The organism is Pseudomonas sp. PDM22 (genome assembly GCF_014851965.1).
Lineage (GTDB): Bacteria > Pseudomonadota > Gammaproteobacteria > Pseudomonadales > Pseudomonadaceae > Pseudomonas.
The window spans coordinates 295,103-318,519 of the sequence record NZ_JACVAR010000007.1 but is presented as its reverse complement, the minus strand read 5'-3'; the positions used below and the strand labels follow the sequence as shown (position 1 = coordinate 318,519).

Below are 23,417 nucleotides of genomic sequence, written 5' to 3'. Positions count from 1 at the left end.
TTCCTCAGCGACTGATCATGGCGGCGACGGCCTGGCGCACCGGTTCGATGTAGGGCGGGCGCATCAGGTCCGGGCCTTCCGCCGGCTTGAACACCGCCTTGGCGTGGCTGAAAGCGCGGAAGCCGTCGCGGCCGTGGTACGAGCCCATGCCGGAAGGGCCGACACCGCCGAACGGCAGGCTCTCGACGCCAACGTGCTTGATCACGTCGTTGATGGTCACCCCCCCGGAAGTGGTGCGGCGCAGCACCAGCGCCTGCTCGTCGGCGTCGACGCCGAAGTAGTACAGGCCCAGCGGACGCGGGTGGGCGTTGATGTAGTCGATCACCTCGGCGATGGTCTTGTACGGCTTGATCGGCAGCAGCGGGCCGAAGATTTCGTCCTGCATCACCTTCAGCTCGTCGCCGGGGTTGCGCAGCAGGGTCGGCGCCAGCTTGTGCCCGGTTTGCGCAGCGAAGTCCTCGCCGGCCGGGTTCAGCTCGATCAGCTCTACGCCCGCCTCGCGGGCTTCGTCCAGGTAGCCCTGCAGGCGCTGCTGGTGGCGGACGTTGATCACCGAGGTGTAGTCGGGGTTGTCGCGCAGGCTCGGGTAGATGCGCGCGATCACTTCACGGGCGCTGGCGATGAAGTCGTCCAGCGACTCCTCGGGAACGAACACGTAGTCCGGCGCCAGGCAGATCTGCCCGGCGTTGTGCAGCTTGCCGGCGATGATCTTCTGCACCGCGGCCTGGAAGTCGGCCGAGCGGGAAATGATGGTCGGCGACTTGCCGCCCAGCTCCAGGGTCACCGGCACCAGGTTCTCGGCGGCGGCGCGCATCACCTGGCGGCCGATGCTGGTGGCGCCGGTGAACAGCAGGTGGTCGAAGGGCTGGGCGCAGAACGCCTGGCCGACTTCCGGCCCGCCGGTGATCACCGCAACTTCGTCCTCGGCGAACACCGAGGCGATCATCCGGGCAATCAGTGCCGAGCTGTGCGGGGTGAATTCCGAGGGCTTGATGATCGCCCGGTTGCCGGCGGCCAGGACTCCGGCAAGGCCGGTGAAGACCATGTTCACCGGGAAGTTCCACGGCGTGACGATGCCCACCACGCCCAGCGGCTGGTACTCCACCCAGGCTTCGCCGCGCTCGCAGTGACGCGGCTCGCGCTGCATCCAGCCGAGCAGCTGGGCCTTGGTCTGCTTCAGGCTCATCAGTGGCGACAGCACTTCCACCACGCGAGAGAAGTCGTCGCTGCGCTGGCCGAAATCGGCGCGCACCGCTTCGACGATTGCCTGCTGGTGATCGACCAGCAGGCCGATGGCGCGGTCGATCAGCTCGATGCGCCGCTCGGCGCTCAGCGGTTCACTGGACAGGTGCGCGGCGCGCTGGCGGTCGAGCACGGCGCGGATGGCAGCGCCGGGGCTGGTCTGGGTCATGGCGGGTCTGAGCCTCGTTGTTGTTGTCGTTCAGTCGTCGCGGCGCGACGGCCACTGGTATTGCGGGGCTTCCTTGCGCAGGAAGCGCGCGGAGGCTTCCTTCACGTAGCCGGATGTGAGCGCCACGGCCTGGGCGGCAGCTTCGGCGTCGAGCTGGGCGGCCAGGTCGTTCTCGAAGCTGCGGGCCAGCAGGCGCTTGCTCATGGCGAAGGCCGGGGGCGACATCTCTGCCAGCGCTCGTGCCAGTTCCTCGGCGCGTTCGATGGCGCGCTCGCCTTCATGCCGTTCCAGGGCGATGCCCAGCTGCACGGCTTCGGCGGCGCCGATCTCGCGGGCGGAATAGATGATCTCGCGGGCGCGTTGCATGCCCACCAGGCGCGGCAGCAGCCAGGAGGCGGCCAGGTCCGGCACCAGGCCGATGCGGGCGAAGGCCATGCAGAAGCGGGCACGCTCGCTGGCGATGACGAAGTCGGCGGCCAGCGCGAGGCTGAAACCGGCGCCATAGGCCACGCCGTCCACCAGCGCAACGACCGGGCGATCGAAGTCGGCCAGGGCGGCCAGCAGGCGGTTGGTCTCGGCCATGCGCATGCGTACCGCGCCCGCTTCGGGCGTGCCGCCCATGCTGCTGACGTCGCCGCCGGAGCAGAAACCCCCGCCAGCGCCGGATAACAGCAGCGCGCGCACTTCAGGGTTGCGGCGCAGGGCGGTGAGCGCGTCGATCAGCTCGGCGACCATCGCCGTGGTCAATGCGTTCCGGCGTTCCGGACTGGCCAGCGTCAGGCGCGCCAGTCCGTCTTCGATGGAGAGTTCGATGCTCGACATGCGTACCTCGCGGCGGGCATCCCGGCGGGAATGGCCGGCCCGCACGTGGCGGCCCGGCCCACCCGCATCACAGGGTGCGGGCGATGATTTCCTTCATGATTTCGTTGGAGCCGCCGAAGATGCGGCCCACCCGGGCGTTGGCGTACATCCGCGCGATGGGGTACTCGAGCATGTAGCCGTAGCCGCCGTGCAGCTGCAGGCACTCGTCGATCACCTTGCAGTTCTGCTCGGTGCTCCACCACTTGGCGATGGCTGCGGTCTCGCCGGACAGCTCGCCCTTGAGCACCTTGACCATGCAGTCGTCGACGAAGGCGCGGGCAATGACGGCAGTGCTCTGGCACTCGGCGAGCTTGAAACGAGTGTTCTGCAGGTCCAGCAGGGTCTGGCCGAACACCTTGCGGCTGCGCACGTACTCCACCGTCTCGGCCACCGCGCGCTCCATGGTCGCCAGCGCGCCGAGGGCGATGATCATGCGTTCCTGGGGCAGCTGCTGCATCAGCTGGATGAAGCCCTTGCCCTCCTCCGGGCCCAGCAGGTTGCTGGCCGGCACGCGCACGTCGTCGAAGAACAGTTCGGTGGTGTCCTGGCCCTTCTGGCCGATCTTCTCGAGGATGCGGCCACGGCGGAAGCCGGGCAGGTCCCTGGTTTCGACCACCACGATGGAGGTGCCCTTGGCGCCTTTCTCCGGGTCGGTCTTGGCCACCACCAGGATGAGGTCGGCGTGATAGCCGTTGGTGATGAAGGTCTTCGAGCCGTTGATCACGTACTCGTCGCCGTCACGCACGGCGCGGGTCTTGATCGCCTGCAGGTCGGAACCGGCGCCCGGCTCGGACATGGCGATGGCGCCCACCATCTCGCCACGGGCCATCTTCGGCAGCCAGTCGAGCTTCTGCTCTTCGCTGGCGTAGCGCAGCAGGTAGTGCGCGACGATGCCGCTGTGCACGTTGGTGCCCAGGCTGGAGCACATCGCCCGGCTCTGTTCCAGGGTGACGATGGCGTCGTGGGCGAAGGTGCCGCCACCGCCGCCGTACTGTTCGGGGATGCTCGGCAGCAACATGCCGAACTCGCCGGCCTTGCGCCACATGTCGCGGTCGATGTACTGCTGCTTCCACCAGCGCTCTTCATGGGGCACCAGTTCGTTGGCGATGAAGCGGCGGATGGAGTCCTGGAAGATCACCAGGTCGTCGGTGATCCACGGCGATTGAGTGGCGCTCATGGCGGCTCCTCGGCAAGCGATTCGGGAAACGATTCGGGTAAGAAGGCCGGCCGCACGGGGCGGCCGGCAAAGGGACGGTCAGGGACGACCGCCGCCGACAATCAGCACCTGGCCGGAGACGTAGTTCGACTCCGGGATGCAGAACAGGTAGACACCACCGGCGGCCTCTTCCGGAGTGCCGGCGCGGCCCATGGGGATCAGCGCGGCGGCGTTCTTCGCCATCTGTTCGCTGATGCCGACCTTCAGCTCGCGGCCGCCAACGTTGATGGTGGCGCCCTCGCCCGCTGCGGCGGAGGTCAGGCGGGTTTCGATCAGGCCGAAGGCGACGCTGTTGACGCAAACCTTGTAGCGGCCCCATTCCTTGGCCAGGGCCTTGGTCAGGCCGTTGATCGCGGACTTGGCGGCCGAGTAGTTGGCCTGGCCGGGGTTGCCCATGACGCCGGAGACGGAGGAGATGTTGACCACCTTGCGGAATACCTCGCGGCCTTCCTCGGCTTCCTTCTTGGCAGCTTCGCGGAAGTGCCCGGAAGCGGCGCGCAGGATGCGGAACGGCGCGGAGACGTGGACTTCCATGATGTCGTCCCACTGCTGGTCGGTCATCTTCTGGATCACGTTGTCCCAGGTGTAGCCGGCGTTGTTGACGATGATGTCGAGGCCGCCGAAGGACTCCAGGGCGGTCTTCACGAAGCGCTCGCCGAAGTCCTTTTCAGTCACGCTGCCGACGCAGGCAACGGCGCGGCCGCCTTCGGCGACGATCTGCGCGACCACTTCCTCTGCCGGGGCGGCGTCGAGGTCGTTGACCACCACGGCGGCGCCGTCGCGGTGCAGCTTGAGGGCGATTTCACGACCGATGCCACGGCCGGAACCGGAAACGATGGCGACCTGGCCTGCGAGTTTGTTGTTCATTGTTGTTCTCCTGTTTCAGGCGTCCAGGGCCACGACGGCTTCGCCGGACAGTTTGATTTCACCCGCCTGGTTGCGGGTGGTGATTTCCAGGCGCAGGGTGCCGGCGGCCTCGTCCTTCTCCAGCACGCGGCCGGAGCAGGTGATGGCGTCGCCCAGCTGGGTGATCGCGGCGAAGCGCACCGAGTAGCTGCGCAGGCGCTCCTGCGCCACCCAGTTGGTCAGCAGCCGGCCGAGGTAGGCCATGGACAGCATCCCGTGGGCGAACACGTCGGGCATGCCGGCCTTCTTCGCGAAGTCGATGTCGACGTGGATCGGGTTGTGGTCCCCCGAGGCGCCGCAGTAGAGCGCCAGGGTGGTGCGGTTCACCGGGTCGGTGGTGAAGCTCGGCAGTTCGTCGCCGACGGCGATTGCATTCAGGTTCACGCTCGGCTCCTTATCCGTTGCGTACGACGAGGCTGTTGCGCAGTTCCGCCACCAGCTCGCCGGCGGCGTTGCTGACGCGGGTTTCACGCACCACGAATTCCAGGGCGCCGCCCTTCTTGTCGTAGATGTCGACGATCTTCGTCTCGAAGGACAAGCGCTCGCCGGCGAAGGCCATGCGGTGGTAGGTGAAGCCCTGCTCGGCATGCAGGATGCGTCCGAGGTCGATGTTCAGGCGCTTGAGTACCGAACCCGAGCCGCCGGCTTCCATGTCCAGGCAGAAGAGGAAGGTCGGCGGCACCGGCAGGCCGGGGTAGCCGGCGTCGCGGGCGGCGGTCTCGTCGCTGTAGCGCGCGTCCGCCTGGCCGGTGGCCTTGGCGAAGAAGCGCAGGCGCCCCGCCTCGACCAGTTGCGTGTGGCTGGAGACCACCGCGCCGATATGGCTCTTGTCGATCATGCTCGCGGCTCCCCGGTCACTGGCGCTGGAACAGGGTGACGACGCAGGCGCCGCCCAGGCCCAGGTTGTGCTGCAGGGCGAAGCGCGCGCCGTCGACCTGGGTGGCGTCGGCAGTGCCGCGCAGCTGGCGGGTCAGCTCGAAGCACTGGGCCAGGCCGGTGGCGCCCAGCGGGTGGCCCTTGGAGAGCAGGCCGCCGGAGGGGTTGGTGACGATGCGGCCACCGTAGGTGTTGTCGCCGTCGAGGATGAATTTCTCGGCGGTGCCCTCGGGGGTCAGCATCAGGCCTTCGTAGGTGATCAGTTCATTGGCGGTGAAGCAGTCGTGCAGCTCGACCACCTGGATGTCCTGCGGACCGACACCGGCCTTCTCGTACACGATGTTGGCGGCGTTGCGGGTCATGTCGTAACCGACGACCTTGCGCATGTCGCCTTCGTCGAAGGTGCTGTTGCGGTCGGTGGTCATGGCCTGGGCGGCGATCACCACGTCGGTGCGCAGGCCGTGCTTCTTCGCGAAGGCCTCGGTGCAGACGATGGCGGCGGCCGCGCCGCAGGTCGGCGGGCAGCACTGCAGGCGGGTCAGCGGGTCGAAGATCATCGGCGAGGCCATCACTTCGTCGACGCTGACCACGTTGCGGAACACCGCCAGCGGGTTGCGCGCGGCGTGCTGGCTGGCCTTGACGCGGATGCGGGCGAAGACTTCGCGGCTGATGCCGTATTCCTTCATGTAGGCGCGCCCGGCGCCGCCGAAGAACTGCGCGGCGCGCGGCGCGGCCTCGTCGAAGCCCTGCACCTGGGTCATGGTCTTGGCGAAGCGGTCCATCGGGCCGGTACGGTCGGTGTAGGCGCCCTTCAGCGCGCCGGGGACCATCTGCTCGAAGCCCAGGGCGATGGCGCATTCCACGGCGCCGCTTTCCACGGCCTGGCGCGCCAGGAACAGCGCGGTGGAGCCGGTGGCGCAGTTGTTGTTGACGTTGACCACCGGGATGCCGGTCAGGCCGACGCCATAGACCGCGGCCTGGCCGCAGGTGGAGTCGCCGTAGACGTAGCCCACGTAGGCCTGCTGCACCAGCGCATAGTCGATACCGGCGTCGGCCAGTGCGGCCTTGGCCGCATTCGCGCCCATGATGTGGTACTCGTCGCTCTGGCCCGGCTTGGTGAAGGGGATCATGCCGACCCCGGCCACCACTACTTTATTGCTCATGTGTTTCTCCTTGGGGATGGGCGTGTCGCGCGCCGTCAGTTGACGGCGCGGTTCTGGTCTTTCCAGTAGGGAGCGCGCAGGTCGCGCTTGAGCACCTTGCCGGCCGCCGAGAGCGGCAGCGCGGCAACGAACTCGACGGATTTCGGGCACTTGTAGCCGGCGATGTGCTGGGCGCAGTGGGCGCGGATGTCGTCGGAGCAGACGTCGCTGCCGGCGTGCAGCACCACCACGGCGTGCACCGCCTCGCCCCAGCGCTCGTGGGGAATGCCGATCACCGCGCAGCTCTGCACGGACGGGTGGCGGGCCACCACGTTCTCGACCTCGGCGGAGTACACGTTCTCGCCGCCGGTGACGATCATGTCCTTGAGGCGGTCGACGATGAACAGGAAGCCGCGCTCGTCCATGTAGGCGCCGTCGCCGGTGTGCAGCCAGCCGTTGCGCAGGGTCTTGGCGGTCTCTTCCGGGCGGTTCCAGTAGCCGAGCATGACGTTGGGGCCGCAGACGATGATCTCGCCCACCACGCCACGGGGGACTTCGTTGCCCTCCTCGTCGACGATCTTCACCAGGCCGCCGAAGCCGCCGCGCCCGGCGCTGCGTACCAGGCCGCTGGCGATGCCCTCGGCCTGATGGGTCCAGTCCGGGCTCACCGAGATCACCGGCGAGGTTTCGGTCATGCCGTAGGCCTGCATGAAGGCGATGCCGGGAAACTTCGCCAGGGCCTGCTCCAGCACCGGCAGGGAAATCGGCGAGGCGCCGTAGGCCATGCGCTTGAGGCAGGACAGGTCGTGGCGCTCGAAGTCCGGGTGGTTGATCACCGCCTGCAGCATGGTCGGCACCAGCAGCATCTCGTTGATGCGCTCGCGCTCGATGGTCTGCAGCACTTCCAGCGGATCGAACATCGGGATGAACACGTTGACGTAGCCACCGATCACCTGGCTCAGGCAGCGCGCCATGGCGGCGGTGTGGAACATCGGCGCGGCGTGCAGGGTGCGCGAGTCGTCCTCGGCGGGGAACTCGGCCATCCGCGCCACGGCGGAGGACCAGAGGTTCAGGTGCGACTGCATCACGCCCTTGGGCAGGCCGGTGGTGCCGCCGGTGTACATGATCGAGGCGAGGTCGTTGCCGCCGCGCAGGGCGTCTTCGATGGGCTCGTGGCTGGCGATCAGGCCCTCGAAGGAATGCATGCCTTCGGGCGCGGCGCCGTCACCGACATGGATCAGCACCGGGGCGCTCCTGGCGCCGGCGCGGATGCCTTCGGCCAGGTGCAGGAAGTGGTCGTCGATCAGCAGGATTTCGGTCTGGCAGTCGTCCAGCGAGTAGACGATCTCCGGCACGCTCCAGCGGATGTTCACCGGGTTGAGCACGCCGCCGCCCCACCAGGTGGCCAGCATGTATTCCAGGTAGCGGTCCGAGTTCAGGGCCAGCATGCCGACCCGGTCGCCGTTGCGCATGCCCAGCGATTGCAGGGCCGCGGCCAGGCGCGAGACGCGCTCGCCCTGCTCGCGGAAGGTCCGCGTGCGGCCGCGGAAGATGGTCGCGACGTGGTCCGGGTCCTGCTGCAGCATGCGTTGCAGGCCTTGGGTCAGGTACATGGCAGGTCTCCAATCGATGTTGTTCTTGTGAGTTCGATACTAGGGAGGGGCGTTGGGCGCGGCGTCGGTCGAAGGGATGAAGCTGCGGGGGATTGGCGGGTGGTTCGAAGGGACTAGAGCGGGATCGCCGGCAGGACCGTAGGGCGCATAACCCGGAACGGGTTATCCGCCGCGCTGGCGGATAACGCCGTAGGCGTTATGCGCCCTACAGGTGATCTGCAGGCAATAAAAAAGGGCCGGGCGCCCGAAGCCGCCCGGCCCTTCCCCCCGTACAACTCGGTATCAACTGGTCTGCAGTTCCCCCAGCGAGGCCGCGCGGCCCGGCTGGACGTCATTGCGCTCGGCCAGCAGCAGATCGGCGCACTTCTCGCCGACCATGATGGTCGGCGCGTTGGTGTTGCCGCCTACCTGCAGGGGGATCACCGAGGCGTCTGCCACGCGCAGGCCCTGGACGCCGCGCACGCGCAGTTGCGGATCGACCACCGACTGCTCGTCGCCGCCCATCCGGCAACTGCCCACCGGGTGGTAAACGTTGTCGCAGTGCTCGCGGATCATCTGTTTCACCGCTTCGTCGTCGCTCCCGTCGAACTTCAGGTGGCCATGGAACAGCGGCTTGCCGCCGAAGCGCGTGAGCACCGGCTGTTCGAGGATCTGATGCACCAGCTTCACGCCCTTGAGCATGGTCGCCATGTCGCGCTCGTCCTGCAGCAGGTTCAGCTCGATCAGCGGGTCGTCGCGCATGTCGGCGCTGTGCAGGCGAATCTGCCCGCGGCTGTGCGGGCGCAGCACGCAGACGTGCACCGAGTAGCCGCTGCCATAGTGGAAGGTGCGCCCGTGGTTGTCGCCCGAGGACATCACGAAGTGCAGCTGGATGTCCGGGTCGGCCAGTGTCGGATCGGTCTTGAGGAAGGCTCCGGCCTCGGTGAAGGTGCGGGTGAACAGGCCGCCGCGCTCGCGCTTGTACTTGCGCCATTGCCCCAGGTAGCTCAGCGCGCCGCGCACGGTCACACCGAACAGGTCGGTGCTGAAGATGCGCTTGTGCAGGATCAGGTCCGGGTGTTCCTGCAGGTTCTGCCCGACCTCGGGCGCGTCGTGCAGCGGCGCGATGCCCAGCTGCCGCAGGTGCGCGGCCGGGCCGATGCCGGAAACCATCAGCAGTTGCGGCGAGACCAGGCTGCCGGCGCAGACGATCACTTCCCGCGAGGCATGCAGCGCCACTTCCTGGCCGTCACGCTCCACCAGCACGCCGGTGGCACGCTTGCCCTGGAACAGGATGCGCAGCGCGCGGCTGCCGGTCAGCACCTGCAGATTCGAGCGCCCGCCATTGTGCGTCGCATCGCCGGCATTGCCACGGTGCAGGTAGGCCCGCGCGGCGTTCCAGCGCTCGCCGTTGAACTGGGTGACCTGGAAGTAACCCACGCCCTCCTGCTGCGGCCCGTTGAAGTCGTGGTTGTAGGCGTGGCCGGCGCTGGCCGCCGCCTCGATGAAGTGGCGCGCCCAGGAGCACGGCGAACGCGGGTCGGTGACGTGCAGCGGGCCGCTGCCGCCGTGCAGTGCGTCGTCCTTGCCGGCAGCGCGCTCGTTGTTCTCGGCGCGTTTGAAGTACGGCAGCACCTCTTTCCAGCTCCAGCCTTCGCAGCCGGCAGCGGCCCAGCCGTCATAATCCGAAGGCGTACCGCGCAGGTAGAGCATGCCGTTGATCGAGGAGCTGCCGCCCAGCCCGCGACCGCGCGGCAGGTAGCTGGCGCGACCCGCCAGGCTCGGCTGCGCGGTGCTTTCGTAGGCGTAGTTGTAGTCGCCCTTGCGCGGAATGGTCAGCACCAGGCCCACCGGCACGGTGACCTTGCCGTGGTGGTCGTGACCGCCGGTTTCCAGCAGCGCCACCTTGCAGCCGGCATCGGCCAGCCGCCCGGCCACTGCGCAACCGGCCGAGCCGGCGCCTACCACTATGTACTCGTACAAGCGTTCCATCGGTTCACCTTTCTTGTTGTTGTGCTGTTGGCCCCCGTCGCTGCGGGGTTCAGATGACGCCGGCCTGCTGCAGGTCGGCGATGCGTTCGTCACTCAGTCCCCAGTCGCGCAGCACCGCTTCGCTCTGCGGTTCGCCCGCAGCCTGCGTCGGCGTCGCGGCGGGTGTGCGGCTGAAGCGCGGCGCCGGCGCAGGCTGGAGTACGCCGTCGAGTTCGAGGTAGGTGCCGCGTTCGCGGTTGTGCGGGTGCTGCGCGGCCTCGGCCCAGTCCAGCACCGGGGCGAAGCAGGCGTCGCTGCCTTCGAGCAGCTCGCACCACTGGGCACGGCTGCGCTGCAGGAACAGCGCGGTGAGCTTGGCCTTGAGCTGCGGCCACTGGCGCGGGTCCATCTGCTGCTGGAACTGCGGGTCGTCGATGCCGCAGCGCTGCAGCAGCTCGGCGTAGAACTGCGGTTCGATGGCGCCCAGGGCGATGAAGCGGCCGTCGGCGCAGGCGTAGGTGTCGTAGAAATGCGCGCCGCCGTCGAGCAGGTTGGCGCCGCGCTCGTCGCTCAGGCGGCCGCCCGCGCGGAAGCCGTACATCATCGCCGAGAGCAGCGCGGTGCCGTCGGTCATGGCCGCATCGACGACCTGTCCCTTGCCGGAGCGTTGCGCTTCCAGCAGCGCGCAGAGCACCCCAAAGCCCAGCAGCATGCCGCCGCCACCGAAGTCGCCGATGTAGTTGTGCGGCACCACCGGCTTCTCGCCGGGTCGGCCGATGGCGTGCAGCGCGCCGGCCAGGGCGATGTAGTTGATGTCGTGGCCGGCGGCCTGGGCCAGCGGGCCGCTCTGGCCCCAGCCGGTCATGCGGCCGAACACCAGCTTCGGGTTGCGCTGCAGGCATTGCTCCGGCCCCAGGCCCAGGCGTTCCATCACACCGGGGCGGAAGCCTTCGATCAGCGCGTCGGCGCCTTCCACCAGTTGCAGCAGGGTTTCCACCCCTTCGCTCTGGCGCAGGTCCAGGGCGACGGCGCGGCGGCCACGGCCGAGCACGTCGAAGCGCGCCCGCTCGCCCAGCGTCTGGCCGGGGCGTTGCACGCGGATCACTTCGGCGCCCATGTCAGCCAGCAGCATGGCGCAGAACGGCGCCGGCCCCAGGCCGACCATCTCGATTACCTTCAATCCCGTCAGCGGGCCCGCCATCGCATCGCTCCTGTCTGGCTGTGCAAGCGCCGGGATATCCGGCAGCTCCCCAGCCTAGCGACGGGCCAGCGGGCAACAATGGATCGAACGGACGAATCACGGACTAGTCCGCTCGGGCCGAATTTCGGGGCTCTGGCGTGCCTCAAACTGTCGAGTAGTTCGAATGGACGACTGCGATCCCGCCGCCGGCCATGGCAAGATGCCGCGACATAGAAAAACAATTGAGCCGGCGGCGCGCCCAGCGCAGCCACACGACCGGCCAGCGGAGTTGCCATGTCTGCCCAGTTTTCCGCCGCCTCTGCCACCGGGACCGCGCCCCTGCGCATCCTGTCGAGCAAGTTCGCCACGCCGTCCGTCTCCGCCAGCCATCTGCCCCGCCAGCACCTGCTGGAGCAGATGGAGCAGTCCAGCGCGCGGCTGATCCTGATCCGCGCCGCCGCCGGCTTCGGCAAGACGACCCTCCTGCAGCAGTACCGCGAGCGCTGCCTGGCCCAGGAGCGCCAGGTGCTCTGGCTCAACCTGGATGCCGCGGACAACGACCTGCAACGCTTCGTCGCCCACCTCGCCAACGGCCTGCGCCAACTCGACGCCACGCCGACCGGCGAGCCGCAGGGCCTGTCCCAGCAGATGCAGACGCTGCTGGAAGAACTCTCCGACCGCACTCGCCCCTTCGCCCTGCTGCTGGACGAATTCGAGGCGATCCACAACCCGGCGGTGCTCAACTTCGTCCAGCAGCTGATCGACACCCTGCCGCCCTGCGGCGTACTGGTGCTGGCCTCCCGCTCGACACCGGACATCGGCCTGGGGCGCATCCGTGCCCGTGGCCAGCTGCTGGAGTTCAACCCCGGCGCGCTGCGCTTCTCCCTCGACGAGGCGACGCGCTTCATCCGCGACAAGCGCGAACTGCCGCTGCGTGACGCCGAGATCGCCACCCTCTACCGCTGTACCGAGGGCTGGATCACCGCCATCTACCTCGCCAGCCTGTCGCTGCAGGGGCGCAACGACCACGCAGCCTTCGTCTCCAGCTTCTCCGGCAGCAACCTGGAGCTGGCCGAGTACCTGACCGAGGACATCCTCGCGCGGCAGAGCGAGGCCTGCCGGCAGTTCCTCCTGCTCACCAGCGTGCTTGACCAGCTCTGCGTGCCGCTGTGCAACGCCGTCACCGGCGGGCAGGACGGCCAGGAAATGCTCGCCTACCTGGAACGCGCCAATCTGTTCCTCTTCCCCCTGGACAGCGAACACCAGTGGTTCCGCTACCACAGCCTGTTCGCCAGCTACCTGCGCGACGCCCTGCAGCGCTCCTACCCCGGCCATGCCGCACGGCTGCACCAGCTGGCGGCGCAGTGGTACCTGGCCGAGCAGCGTCCGGTGCCGGCCATCGACCACCTGCTGCAGGCCGGCGCCCGCGACGAGGCCGCGCTGCACCTGACCCGGCATGTCGGCGAATTCATGGACGTGGGCCGTTCGCGCCTGCTGCTGCGCTGGCTGGACCAGATTCCGCCGCAGACCCTGCAGCGCTATCCCAACCTCTGCCTGGGCTATTCCTGGACCCTCGCCCTGCACCGCCGCTACACCGACGCGTTGGCCAGCATCGCGCTGATCCGTGGCGCCACCGAGGACGGCGAGCAACCGCTGGCGCTGGAAGCGGAAACCATCCGCTGCCTGCTGTTCGCCCTCACCGACCAGGTGGAAGCCTGCTGCGAAGCGGGCCTGGCGCACATCCAGCGCATCCCCGATGACGAACAGTTCCAGTACGGCGTGATCGCCAACTGCCTGGGCTACAGCCTGGTCTCCACTGGACGCTACGAAGAGGCGCGGCGCCTGCTGTCGCGGGCGATCCTGCGCTGCTCGCAGAGCCGCACCCAGTCCATGGGCAGCGTCGCCAGTTGCCTGGAGGGCGCGCTGGACATGATCCAGGGGCGTTTGGGCAATGCCGTGGCGCGCCTGCAGGCGGCCTTCCCGACGCAGACCGCGGGGGGCGCGGAGAAGATTCTCGCCGGGCGGCCGTCGCTGGAGATCACGTTGTCCATTGCGCTCTACGAAACCGACGCGCTGGATGAGGTGGAACAGCTGCTGGGCGAAGTGCTGCCCCACGCCAAGGAAAGCAGCCCGCCGGATTCACTGATTTCCTGCCATGTCCTGCTGGCCCGCGTCGCCCTGCTCAAGGGCGATCGCGACGCCTGGCTGCGCCTGCTGGCGGACCTGGAACAGATCGGACAGCAGTCCGGCTCGGCACGGGTGATCTGCTCGGCCTGGCTGGAGCGTGCACGCGCGGCCACCCTGGAGAATCGACTGGAATCGGCCCGCCAATCCCTGCGCTATGCCGAGCTGCATGGTGACTGGGAGCGGCCGGGCATCCTGCTGCATGGCAACGACGTGGACACCCCGAGCATCGCCCGCTTCCGCCTGCGCATCGCCCAGGGCGACTGCGAGGACACCGAGCGCGAGCTGCGCGAAGCCATGGCCGAGGCCAACACCCGCCAGCACCATCGCCGCGAACTCAAGCTGCGCCTGCTGCATGCCCTCGCGCTCAGTGCCCTGGAGCGAACCGAGGAGTCCTTCGAGGCACTCAGCGAGGCGCTGCGCTTCGCCAGCCATGAAGGCTTCATGCGCACCTTCCTCGACGAGGGCCCGCGCCTGGGTGGCCTGCTGCAACGCTGGGCGGTTCCGCATCAGGCGCAGTCGCGGGCGCTGGGCATCGAGCCGCGCTTCCTCACCACCCTGCTGCAGCGCTTCGTCGGCCATGGCGAGACGCCGAGCAACGGCCAGGTACCCGGCGCTGCCGGCGAAGGCCTGACCACCCGCGAGATCCAGGTGATCCGCCTGCTGGCAGCCGGGCACCGGAACAAGGTGATCGCCGAGAAGATGTTCCTCTCCGAGTTCACCGTGAAGTCGCACCTGCGCAACATCAACGCCAAGCTCGGCGCCCAGGGGCGCACCGAGGCCGTGGCGATTGCGCGGGCGCGGGGATTGCTGGATTGAACATGCATGGCGCACTGCCAGGGTTCTGTCCAAAAACTTCTTCGCTCGGATGACCCCTCACCCTAACCCTCTCCCAAGGGGAGAGGGGACCGTTCGGCACAGGGTGAAACCCAAGTGTCAGCCGGCACGATCTGCTCCCTCTCCCTCAGGGAGAGGGCTGGGGTGAGGGGGAAGCGCAAGCGCGGAGCTGACCTGTAGGAGCGGGCCATGCGCGCGATCGCGGGCATGGCCCGCTCCTACAGGAAACACTGGAAATCAGTCGCCAGCGCTGGCCAGCAACCGCCGGGCGCGGCCCAGCACCGGCGCATCGACCATCTGCCCGTCGACCTGGAAGGCCGCCGCGCCGCTCTGCGCGGCAGCCACCACCCGCTGCGCCCAATCCAGCTCGTCCGCGCTCGGGGCCAGCGCCGCATGGGCGACATCGACCTGCTTCGGATGAATACAGAGCGCGCCGAGCAGACCGAGGTCGCGGCCATGGCGGATGGTCGCGGCGAAGCCTTCGGCGTCGTCGAACGCGGGGAACACGGTGTCCAGCGGCGGTTGCAGGTCGTTCACCCGTGAATGCAGTAGCAGGCTCAGGCGCACCTGGTCATAGACCATCGCGGCAGCCTGGGTGCCACTGCTCATGCCGATATCCAGCGCCAGGTCGAGGCCACCGAAGGTCAGGCGCTCCACACCCTCGCAGGCAGCGATTTCGCCCAGTGCGAGCAGGCCACGGGCGCTCTCGATCAGTGGCCACACCGGTTTGCCGCAGGACGCGGCGATACGCACCTGCATGGCGCGCTCGGCCTTGGGCAGCAGGATGCCGATGACGCCCGGCAGGCGCCGGCAGAGTTCAAGATCGGCGGCCTGTTCCGGATCGCCAGCGGCATTCACCCGCACCCGCACGCGGGCCTCCGGATTGGCGCCGAGGAAGGCTTCCAGATTGTCGCGGGCCTGGGCCTTGAGCGAGGCCTCGACAGCATCCTCGAAGTCGACGATCACCGCGTCGGCGCCGCTGGCCAGGGCCTTGGCGAAACGCTCCGGGCGGCTGCCGGGAACGAACAGCGCGGTTCGCACGATGGAATCCGCCGGGCTTTGCTGAATCATTGGGTTCTCCTGGGTCATACCGCGCCCTGCTCGTGCAGGCGCTGGATATCACCGGGGGTATAACCCAGTTCCTGCAGCAGGTCATCCGTCTGCTGACCTAATGCCGGCACGGCGTCCATGCGCGGGGCGTAGGCATTGCTGTTCACCGGCGGCAAAAGCGCCGGCAGGCGGCCGGCCGGGCTGTCGATCTCACGCCAGCGGTCGCGGGCGGCGAGTTGCGGGTGTTGCCACAGGCCACGCATGTCGTTGACGTGGGCGTTGGCGATTTGCGCCTGTTCCAGGCGTTCGACCACCTGTTCGGCGCCAAGGCTGGCAAAGGCTTCGACGATCAGTCCACGCAGGGCATCGCGGTTGGCCACCCGCAGGCTGGTCGCGGTGAAACGCGGATCGACCGCCAGCTCCGGACGCTGCAGGACCACTTCGCAGAACAGCTTCCACTCGCGCTCGTTCTGTACGCCGAGCATGACGCTGCCGCCGTCGCCGGTGGGGAACGGCCCGTAGGGATAGATGGTGGCGTGGGCAGCGCCGGCGCGCGGCGGCTGCGACTGGCCTTCGAAGGCGTAGTACATGGGGAAGCCCATCCACTCGGCCATGCCTTCGAGCATCGACACCTCGACGCGGCTGCCCTCTCCCGTACGGCCACGCAGCAACAGCGCGGAGAGGATGCCGCTGTAGGCGTACATGCCGGCGGAAATGTCGGCAATCGAGCAGCCGGCTTTGGCCATCTCGTCGGCGCCGGGCCCGCCGGTCACCGAGAGGAAGCCGCTCTCGCTCTGGATCAGCAGGTCATAGGCCTTCTTCTGCTCGTAGGGGCCGCCTTCGCCGTAGCCGGAAATGTCACAGACGATCAGGCGCGGGAAGCGCTCGTGCAGCGCGTCGAACGACAGCCCCAGGCGCGCAGCGGCGCCCGGCGCGAGGTTCTGCACCAGCACGTCGGCGGTTTCCAGCAGTTGCTCCAGCACGGCCTGCGCCGGTTCCTGCTTGAGGTCCAGGGACAGGCTTTCCTTGGAGCGGTTGGTCCAGACGAAGTGCGAGGCCAGGCCGCGCACGCGCTCGTCATAGCCACGGGCGAAGTCGCCGACGCCGGGGCGCTCGACCTTGATCACGCGGGCGCCGAGGTCGGCCAGCTGACGGGTGCAGAACGGCGCGGCGATGGCGTGTTCCAGGCTGACGACGGTGATGCCGTCGAGGGGACGCGAACTCATGGGCAACTCCAGACGCCGGCCGGCTGGCCGACGCGCTTGCTTCGGAAGAATCGGGCGGACTGGCCGCCCGCAGAAGACTCAGTGGAAGACGTCGAGGCTCGGCAACTGGTGCAGTGCCCAGCTGGCCTGCACCAGGCGATCCGCTTCGGCCTGGCTGCGCTGGCCGGCGAAGGCCAGCAGGCGGCGGAACTTGTCTTCCAGCTCGGCGCGGCTCAGGCCGTTGCCCGGGTCGCCCTTGGGCTCGTCGATGGCGCCGTGCAGCTGGCGGCCGTCGGTGGTGAGCACGTCAACGCGGCCCAGCCAGCGCCGCGGGTAGGCACCGTCCACTTCCGCATCGAGCTGCATGCTGACCTTCTCGCGGAACGCCGCCACCTGGGCATCGTCCAGGGAGAATTCCTCGAACTCCACCAGACCGGCCTTGCCGTGTACGGCGATCAGGCCGAGTACGGTGCCCATGGAGAACTTCGCCTGGTGCACCGTCTGCGGCACGACGACGCGGCCGAGCACGTCGATGGCACCCTGGTGCACGCGGGTGGTGACCTTGGCGATGTCGCCATGGCTGAGCCCTTCACGCTGCATCAGGCCCAGCAGCGCATCGGCGGCGGGATGGGTGTGGCGGCAGGAGGCGTGGAACTTGTAGGAGGTCTCGCAAAGCGCCCAGCGGGTACCCAGGCCGTCCACCAGACGGCTCGGGTCGGCGTCGCTGGACATGCCGGCAGCCATGCCCTGCTCGCCTTCGAGGATGTTCTGCGCGCCGGTCAGGCCATCGGCCGTCAGGTAGGCGGCGAGCAGGCCGTCAGCGGCGGCTTTCGCAGTGTGCAGCTGCTTGGAGTCAGCGGCGTCGCGAAGGAACTCCCAGAGCCCGGCGGCCTGCGTGCCGGCGCTGCCAAGGCAGTTGACGAACTGCCGGCTGTCCAGGCGCAGCAACTTGCCCACGGCCACTGCGGCAGCCAGGGTGCCGACCGTGGCGGTGGTGTGGAAGATGCGGTAGTGCGAGCGGCCGAGGAACTCGCCGATGCGGATGCCCGCCTCATAGCCGGCAACGCTGGCGAGGATCAGTTCGCGGCCGGACTTGCCCAGTTCCTGCGCGGCCGCCAGGGCCGCCGGGAAGACCACGGTGGCCGGGTGCAGCACGGAGCTGTTGTGCAGGTCGTCCTGCTCTACCAGGTGCGAGCTGGCACCGTTGACCAGCGCGGCGAAGTACGCGGAGGTCGAGCTGCCGTCCACCAGCACGCGGCTCTTGCCGCTGGCCGGGCCCATGCGCTGGGCGTAGCGCTGGAACAGCGGGATCGGGTGGCGGTTCTGGCTGGCCAGGGCCGAGCCGAGCCAGTCGACGAACAGCTCCTCGGTGTACTCGACCACGGACGTGGGCAGGTCTTCGTAGCGCAGGCCGGCAAGGAACTCGGCAAGGGCGTGGGTATTGTTCATTGTTCTTCTCGTCCCGGCTTAGAAGGAGCGCGGCAGTTCGAGCAGGTGCTCGGCCACGTAGGACAGGATCAGGTTGGTGGAGATCGGCGCCACCTGGTACAGGCGGGTCTCGCGGAATTTGCGCTCGACGTCGTACTCGTTGGCGAAGCCGAAGCCGCCGTGGGTCTGCAGGCAGGCGTTGGCCGCTTCCCAGCTGGCCTTGGCAGCCAGGTACTTGGCCATGTTGGCGGCGGCGCCGGCGTTCTTGCCGCTGTCGTACTCCTGGCAGGCGCGCCAGCGCATCAGGTCGGCAGCCTCGATCTCGATATGCGCCTCGGCGATGGGGAACTGCACGCCCTGGTTCTGCCCGATCGGGCGGCCGAACACCACGCGGTCACGGGCGTACTGGGCGGACTTCTCGGTGAACCAGCGGCCGTCGCCGATGCACTCGGCGGCGATCAGCGTGCGTTCGGCATTGAGGCCGTCGAGGATGTACTTGAAGCCCTTGCCTTCCTCGCCGATCAGGCTGCTGGCCGGCAGCTCCAGGTTGTCGAAGAACAGCTCGTTGGTTTCATGGTTGACCATGTTGGCAATCGGCTGCACGGTCAGGCCGTTGCCGATGGCTTCGCGCAGGTCGACGAGGAAGATCGACATGCCTTCGGACTTCTTCTTCACCTCGGCCAGCGGCGTGGTGCGGGCCAGCAGGATCATCAGGTCGGAATGCTGGATGCGCGAGATCCACACCTTCTGGCCGTTGATCATGTACTTGTCGCCCTGGCGCACGGCGGTGGTCTTGATCTTGGTGGTGTCGGTGCCGGTGGTGGGCTCGGTGACGCCCATGGACTGCAGGCGCAGTTCGCCGCTGGCGAGCTTGGGCAGGTAGTAGGCCTTCTGCTCGGCGCTGCCGTTACGCAGCAGGGTGAACATGTTGTACATCTGCCCGTGGATGGTGCCGGAGTTGCCGCCGCAGTGGTTCACCTCCTCGAGGATCACCGAGGCTTCGGCCAGGCCCAGGCCCGAACCGCCGTATTCTTCCGGGATCATCGCCGAGAGCCAGCCGGCTTCGGTCATGGCGCGGACGAAGTCCTCGGGGAAGCCTTTCTCTTCGTCGATCTTGCGCCAGTACTCGGCGGGGAACTCCGCGCACAGGGCGCGCACGCCGTCACGGATGGCCTGGAGTTCTTCGGGGGTGGACGTCATCGAAACACCTCATGTCTTTCTTGTTGGAGGCACCGGAAGCGGTGCGGTCAGTCGAATTCCACTTCGCCGCGCTGGGCGATACCGGCGCCGTTGCCGGCCCAGACTTCGGCCTTGCCAGGGCCGCTCAGGCGGCCGCCGACGTCGAACGGTTCGGGGCTGATCAGCGGGCGCAGGCCACGGTAGGCATAGCGGCGCAGACGTGCCTGGGGGTTGGCGCGGCAGAACGCGCGCAGGTTCAGGGTGCCGATCAGCGGGCCGTGCACCACCAGGCCGGGGTAGCCCTCGGCCTCGGTGACGTAGGGCCAGTCGTAATGGATGCGGTGGCCGTTGAAGGTCAGCGCGGAGTAGCGGAACAGCAGGATCGGCGTCGGCTCTACTGCTTCACTCCAGTCCCCGGCGGGCAGCGCATCGCCGCTTGTGAGCTTGGGCGGAGTGGGCTCGCGGTAGACGATGTCCTGCTCCTCGCTGAACGCCAGGCGGCCGTCCTGGGCGAATTCGTGGCGCAGGGTGACGAACAGCAGCGAGCCGGTGCGGCCGTGCTTTTCCTCGACATTCAGGATTGTGGTGGTGCGCTTCGCCACGCCGCCGACACGCAGCGGCTCGTGGAACTCCAGGCGGCCACCGGCCCACATGCGGTTGCGCCCATCGGCCGGAGGCAGGAAGCCGCCCCGCGCCGGATGGCCGTCGGCGCCCAGGCCCGGCTCGGTCACTTCATCCTGGAAGAACATCCAGTGCCACAGCGGCGGCAGTGCCTCGCCGGCAGCCGGGGCGTCTTCGGCCAGGGTCACGGCCAGACGGCGGACCAGCAGCGTACTCAGTTCTTCCTCGCGCTCCTGGGAGCGGCCGATCCAGTCGGCGTAGGGTGAATCGCTCATTGCGGACCTCTTGGCAGGTTTGATGAACGGAGCATGCAACAGGGCTTGCGTTCGTCGAATCCACATTTTCATAATCCAGCGTTAGGCAATGCCTAACGCCATTTCTACACTTCAAGCCTAGCGCCGCTGTTGGTCGCTTCGCGGAGAACCGCCCATGCATTTCGACCTCGCCGACCTGCGGCTTTTCGCGCACATCGCCGAAGCCCCCAGCCTGACCCAGGGCGCCCGTCGCGCCCATCTCTCGGCGGCCGCCGCCAGCGCACGGATCAAGGCGCTGGAAGGCCAGCTCGACTGCCGACTGCTCTACCGCGACAACCGTGGTGTCGAGCTGACCCCGGCGGGCCAGCGCCTGCTGCAGCACGCGCGCCTGATCCTGCGCCAGGTGGACCACCTGAAAAGCGATTTCAGCGGCCAGGCCGGCGACCAGGTCGGGCACATCCGCATCTTCGCCAACACCACGGCGGTCACCGAATTCCTCCCCGAACTGCTGGCGGACTTCCTCGCCGAGCGCCCCGGTGTCAGCGTCGACCTGCAGGAGCGGCTGAACCGCGACATCGTCCGCGCCATCCTCGACGGCTCGGCGGACTTAGGCATAGTCGCCGGCCCGGTGCGCGCCGAAGGCCTGCAGATCGTCCACTTCAGCACTGACCGGCTGGTCCTCGCGGTAGCGCCCGACCACCCGCTTTGTGCCCTGCCCCGCCTGACCCTCGCCGACACCCTGGACTACCCGCACATCGCCCTGCATGAAGGCAGCACCCTGCAGAGCTTCCTGCGCGAACGGGTCGAGCGCATGGGCGGCGACCTCAACCTGCGTATCCAGGTGGCCAGCTTCGAAGCCATCTGCCGGATGGTCGAGGCCGGGGTCGGCATCGGCGTGATTCCGGAGACCGCCGCCATCCGCCACAGCCGCACCATGAATCTGCGAATTCTGCCGCTGGACGAGCCCTGGGTGGTACGCGAACGCAGCGTGCTGCTGCGCGACCGCGAGGCCCTGCCGGCTTGTGCCCGCGCGCTGGTGGACCTGCTGCGCGGCATGCAGGAGGCCGGCTCAACCGAGCAGCCCCAGTGACTTGGCGCGGACGATGGCCTGGGTGCGCCGGCGCACGCCGAGCTTGACGTTGATCTTCTTGGCGTGGGTTTTCACGGTGTTGAGCGAGATGAACAGGCTGTTGCCGATCTCCTGGTTCGACAGGCCCTCGGCGAGCAGACGCAGCACGGCCACTTCCCGCGCGGTGAGGCCGTGGGCGCTGTCCTCGGCCTCGCCGCTGGACGTCGGCAACAGGCTGGGCAGGCGCTCCGGGGCGATCTCGACCCGCAGGCTGTTCAAGGCATGTTCGGCCTCGCCCGCCAATGCCTGATAGCCAAGGGCCTGGCACTCTTCACGCAACTGCAGCAGACGGGCCCGCGCGGCGTCGATCCGGCCACAGCCGGCTTCCGCCAGCGCCAGCAGGTAGCGCACGCGCTGCGGCAGTGATGGCGTATGCAGCGGTGCGACCCGCTCCGGGCGCTGTTCCAGCTCCCCGTCCAGCACCGTCGCCTCGTGGTGCAGGCGCAGCCATTGGCCCTGACGCGCCAGCAGGCGCAACTTGAGGCTTTCCAGCGACAGCCGGTAGCAATCGGGCTGCACATTCCAGCAGTGCATGCGGCGTTCGGCTTCCTCGCAGTAGCGTTGCGCGGACGCTGCGTCGCCGCTGCGCGAGGCCGCTTCGCCAAGGCCCAGCAGGCCGTGGAGGATGTAAGGGTCGGCGCAGGAACGCGCCAGGCCCAGCCCGCCTTCCAGCGCGGCCGCAGCAGCCATGGCATCGCCCTGCAGCAACCGCAGTTCGCCATCGAGGAAGGCCAGACGCCCGCGCAGCAGCTCATGCCCCTCGCCGCTGGCCGGCAGCCGCTCGCGGCAAGCGTCCAGCAGGCTGCGGGCCTGTTCGCGCTCGCCGGCCAGCAGGCAAAGGCGCACGCGGTCGAAGTCGATCAGCACTTCGCTGGCCAGGCAGCCCTGGCGTCGCGCCAGCTCCAGCGCAGCCTGGAGGATACGTCGGGCCTGCGGCAGCGAGCCGGTGGCCATGTCCAGCCGCGCCAGGGTGGTCAGGCACAACAGGGTCGAACGCCAGTCGCGCGCCTCCAGGTCTTCGAGTGCCGCATTGCAGTGATCGCGGGCCTGTTCGAGGCGGCCGTGCATGCCATCCAGCGCACCGCGCAGAGCCAGCCAGTTGGCCAGCAGGCGGCGGTTGCGCGGGGCCTGGGGCTGCGGCAGGAAGTTGCCCAGGCGCTCGATGCACTGGTGCGCTTCGTCCAGGCGCCAGCTGAACAGCAGCGCACGGGCGCTCAGGCTGATCAGCCGGGGGGTGCTTTCCAGCAGGGTCGCCGGCAGCCGCTCGCGCCACTCCAGCAGCAGGCCGAGGTGACGGCCGCTGAACAGCCAGTCCATGTCCAGGCGGTCCATGTAGCCGGCGGCGACTTCCGGCTGCCCGGCTTCCAGCGCCATCTCGATGGCTTCGTCCAGCCAGCCGGCCTGGCCCAGCACGCCACAGGCACGCAGGCGCAGGCGGGTCAGCGCCGGGCCCTGGAGATGGCACTGCAATGCCTTGGCCACCAGCGGCGGCAGGCGGAAGCAGCTGGCCTCGGCATCCAGGGCGAGGAAGAAGCCCTGCCCCTGTTGCAGGCGGTCGAAGAGCACGCCGCCCTGCTCTTCCCACAGGCTCGCGCAGATTTCCCGGTTGAAGCGCGGCAGGTAGGCAAGACCGCAGAGCATCGCGCCAGTCTCGGCATCGAGCCGCCCCAGCAGCTCCTGGGACAGGTAGGTACGCAGCCAGGACGCCACCTCCCCCGGCGCGTGCACGCCGTCGCGCGCGCTGAGCACCAGCCGCGCGCCAGCGCACCAGCCCTGGGTCGCAGCCCACAGGCGCTCGCGGCAGTCGGCGTCGTAGCCCTGCGCCAGCGCCAGCAGGTCGCATTCGTCACGGCTGAACGCGAGACGCGCGGCGCCCAGCTCACAGAGGCGTTCATCCAGCAGCAGGCGCGAAAGGTTCCAGGCCGGGCGCTGGCGGCTGCTCACCAGCAGATACAGCGGTGCTTCTGCGAGACCGAGCAGGCGCTGTAGCCAGGCGTCGAGCTCGGGGTCGGCGGCTTGAGGGTAGTCGTCCAGCACCAGCCACAGGGGTTGCCGGCGCGATTGCAGGGCCAGTTGCACGCTGGCCGGGTCACTGTCGATCAGGCCCAGCTGACGGGCGATCTGGGCGCAGCAAGCGCTCAGCGCCAGGGGCTGCCCGGCGAAGTCGAGCCAGACGCGGGCACAGCTCGACGGCAGGCGCTCCAGCACGGCGCGCGCCAGTGCGCTCTTGCCATAGCCAGCCGGGGCGCACAGCAGGTTCAGGCGTCGGGGCGACTCCAGCAGGGCGTGCAGCAGTGGCTCGCGGGGCAATTGCAGGGCGACCGGCGTGGCGGTGGCAATGGCGGGGAAACTGGACATGGCGACACCCGTTATCG

Annotated in this window: 18 protein-coding genes; 2 read left to right on the top strand and 16 right to left on the bottom strand. The window is 68.5% G+C overall.

Annotated features, from left to right (window positions below; genetic code table 11):
- Positions 1-4: 4 nt before the first annotated feature.
- The 10 genes from IB255_RS24850 to IB255_RS24805 form a co-directional block, all read right to left on the bottom strand.
- Entirely contained in the window at positions 5-1,411 is a 1,407-nt protein-coding gene (locus tag IB255_RS24850) for a coniferyl aldehyde dehydrogenase (protein WP_081520363.1), read from the bottom strand.
- 30 nt (positions 1,412-1,441) lie between these two features.
- A complete protein-coding gene (locus tag IB255_RS24845) occupies positions 1,442-2,233 on the bottom strand; it encodes an enoyl-CoA hydratase/isomerase family protein (RefSeq protein WP_192211001.1) in 792 nt (263 codons plus the stop codon).
- Between the two features lie 67 nt (positions 2,234-2,300).
- Positions 2,301-3,449, bottom strand: coding sequence for an acyl-CoA dehydrogenase family protein (locus IB255_RS24840; RefSeq protein WP_081520365.1), 1,149 nt, complete (start codon positions 3,447-3,449; stop codon positions 2,301-2,303).
- A gap of 78 nt (positions 3,450-3,527) precedes the next feature.
- Positions 3,528-4,355 (bottom strand): SDR family NAD(P)-dependent oxidoreductase, encoded by an 828-nt coding sequence (locus IB255_RS24835; RefSeq protein WP_151187172.1) that lies wholly within the window; start codon positions 4,353-4,355, stop codon positions 3,528-3,530.
- A gap of 15 nt (positions 4,356-4,370) precedes the next feature.
- Complete coding sequence (locus tag IB255_RS24830; protein ID WP_081520367.1) at positions 4,371-4,778, bottom strand: MaoC family dehydratase; 408 nt, start codon at positions 4,776-4,778, stop codon at positions 4,371-4,373.
- Between the two features lie 10 nt (positions 4,779-4,788).
- Positions 4,789-5,232: a MaoC family dehydratase N-terminal domain-containing protein gene (locus tag IB255_RS24825; RefSeq protein WP_081520368.1), complete on the bottom strand. Its 444-nt coding sequence runs from the start codon at positions 5,230-5,232 to the stop codon at positions 4,789-4,791.
- A gap of 16 nt (positions 5,233-5,248) precedes the next feature.
- Entirely contained in the window at positions 5,249-6,433 is a 1,185-nt protein-coding gene (locus IB255_RS24820; RefSeq protein ID WP_192211000.1) for a lipid-transfer protein, read from the bottom strand.
- 35 nt (positions 6,434-6,468) lie between these two features.
- A complete protein-coding gene (locus tag IB255_RS24815; RefSeq protein ID WP_151187173.1) occupies positions 6,469-8,025 on the bottom strand; it encodes an acyl-CoA synthetase in 1,557 nt (518 codons plus the stop codon).
- 282 nt (positions 8,026-8,307) lie between these two features.
- Positions 8,308-9,996 carry a GMC family oxidoreductase gene (locus tag IB255_RS24810; RefSeq protein ID WP_192210999.1) on the bottom strand — a complete coding sequence of 563 codons (1,689 nt, stop codon included), beginning with the start codon at positions 9,994-9,996 and terminating at the stop codon, positions 8,308-8,310.
- A 49-nt stretch (positions 9,997-10,045) separates the two neighbouring features.
- Positions 10,046-11,176, bottom strand: a complete 1,131-nt coding sequence (locus IB255_RS24805) for a CaiB/BaiF CoA transferase family protein (RefSeq protein ID WP_192210998.1) — start codon at positions 11,174-11,176, stop codon at positions 10,046-10,048.
- 273 nt (positions 11,177-11,449) lie between these two features.
- Here IB255_RS24805 and IB255_RS24800 point away from each other — a divergent pair, with 273 nt between their 5' ends.
- On the top strand, positions 11,450-14,158 hold the full coding sequence (locus IB255_RS24800) for a LuxR C-terminal-related transcriptional regulator (RefSeq protein ID WP_192210997.1): 2,709 nt from the start codon (positions 11,450-11,452) through the stop codon (positions 14,156-14,158).
- Between the two features lie 255 nt (positions 14,159-14,413).
- On the opposite strand, the gene IB255_RS24795 is transcribed toward IB255_RS24800, so the two are convergent.
- From IB255_RS24795 to IB255_RS24775, 5 genes are all read right to left on the bottom strand, one after another.
- On the bottom strand, positions 14,414-15,247 hold the full coding sequence (locus IB255_RS24795; protein WP_192210996.1) for an HpcH/HpaI aldolase/citrate lyase family protein: 834 nt from the start codon (positions 15,245-15,247) through the stop codon (positions 14,414-14,416).
- 14 nt (positions 15,248-15,261) lie between these two features.
- On the bottom strand, positions 15,262-16,452 hold the full coding sequence (locus IB255_RS24790; protein ID WP_081520375.1) for a CaiB/BaiF CoA transferase family protein: 1,191 nt from the start codon (positions 16,450-16,452) through the stop codon (positions 15,262-15,264).
- Between the two features lie 78 nt (positions 16,453-16,530).
- Positions 16,531-17,880 (bottom strand): MmgE/PrpD family protein, encoded by a 1,350-nt coding sequence (locus IB255_RS24785; RefSeq protein ID WP_192210995.1) that lies wholly within the window; start codon positions 17,878-17,880, stop codon positions 16,531-16,533.
- 18 nt (positions 17,881-17,898) lie between these two features.
- Complete coding sequence (locus IB255_RS24780) at positions 17,899-19,059, bottom strand: acyl-CoA dehydrogenase family protein (RefSeq protein ID WP_192210994.1); 1,161 nt, start codon at positions 19,057-19,059, stop codon at positions 17,899-17,901.
- A 47-nt stretch (positions 19,060-19,106) separates the two neighbouring features.
- The gene (locus IB255_RS24775) at positions 19,107-19,934 is read right to left on the bottom strand and encodes a MaoC family dehydratase N-terminal domain-containing protein (protein ID WP_192210993.1); all 828 of its coding nucleotides are present in this window, start codon (positions 19,932-19,934) and stop codon (positions 19,107-19,109) included.
- A gap of 154 nt (positions 19,935-20,088) precedes the next feature.
- On the opposite strand from IB255_RS24775, the gene IB255_RS24770 reads away from it, so the two are divergent.
- Positions 20,089-21,003, top strand: a complete 915-nt coding sequence (locus IB255_RS24770) for a LysR substrate-binding domain-containing protein (protein WP_081520379.1) — start codon at positions 20,089-20,091, stop codon at positions 21,001-21,003.
- On the opposite strand, the gene IB255_RS30865 is transcribed toward IB255_RS24770, so the two are convergent.
- The gene (locus tag IB255_RS30865; protein ID WP_225594996.1) at positions 20,983-23,400 is read right to left on the bottom strand and encodes a helix-turn-helix transcriptional regulator; all 2,418 of its coding nucleotides are present in this window, start codon (positions 23,398-23,400) and stop codon (positions 20,983-20,985) included. The genes IB255_RS24770 and IB255_RS30865 overlap by 21 nt on opposite strands.
- Positions 23,401-23,417: the final 17 nt, after the last annotated feature.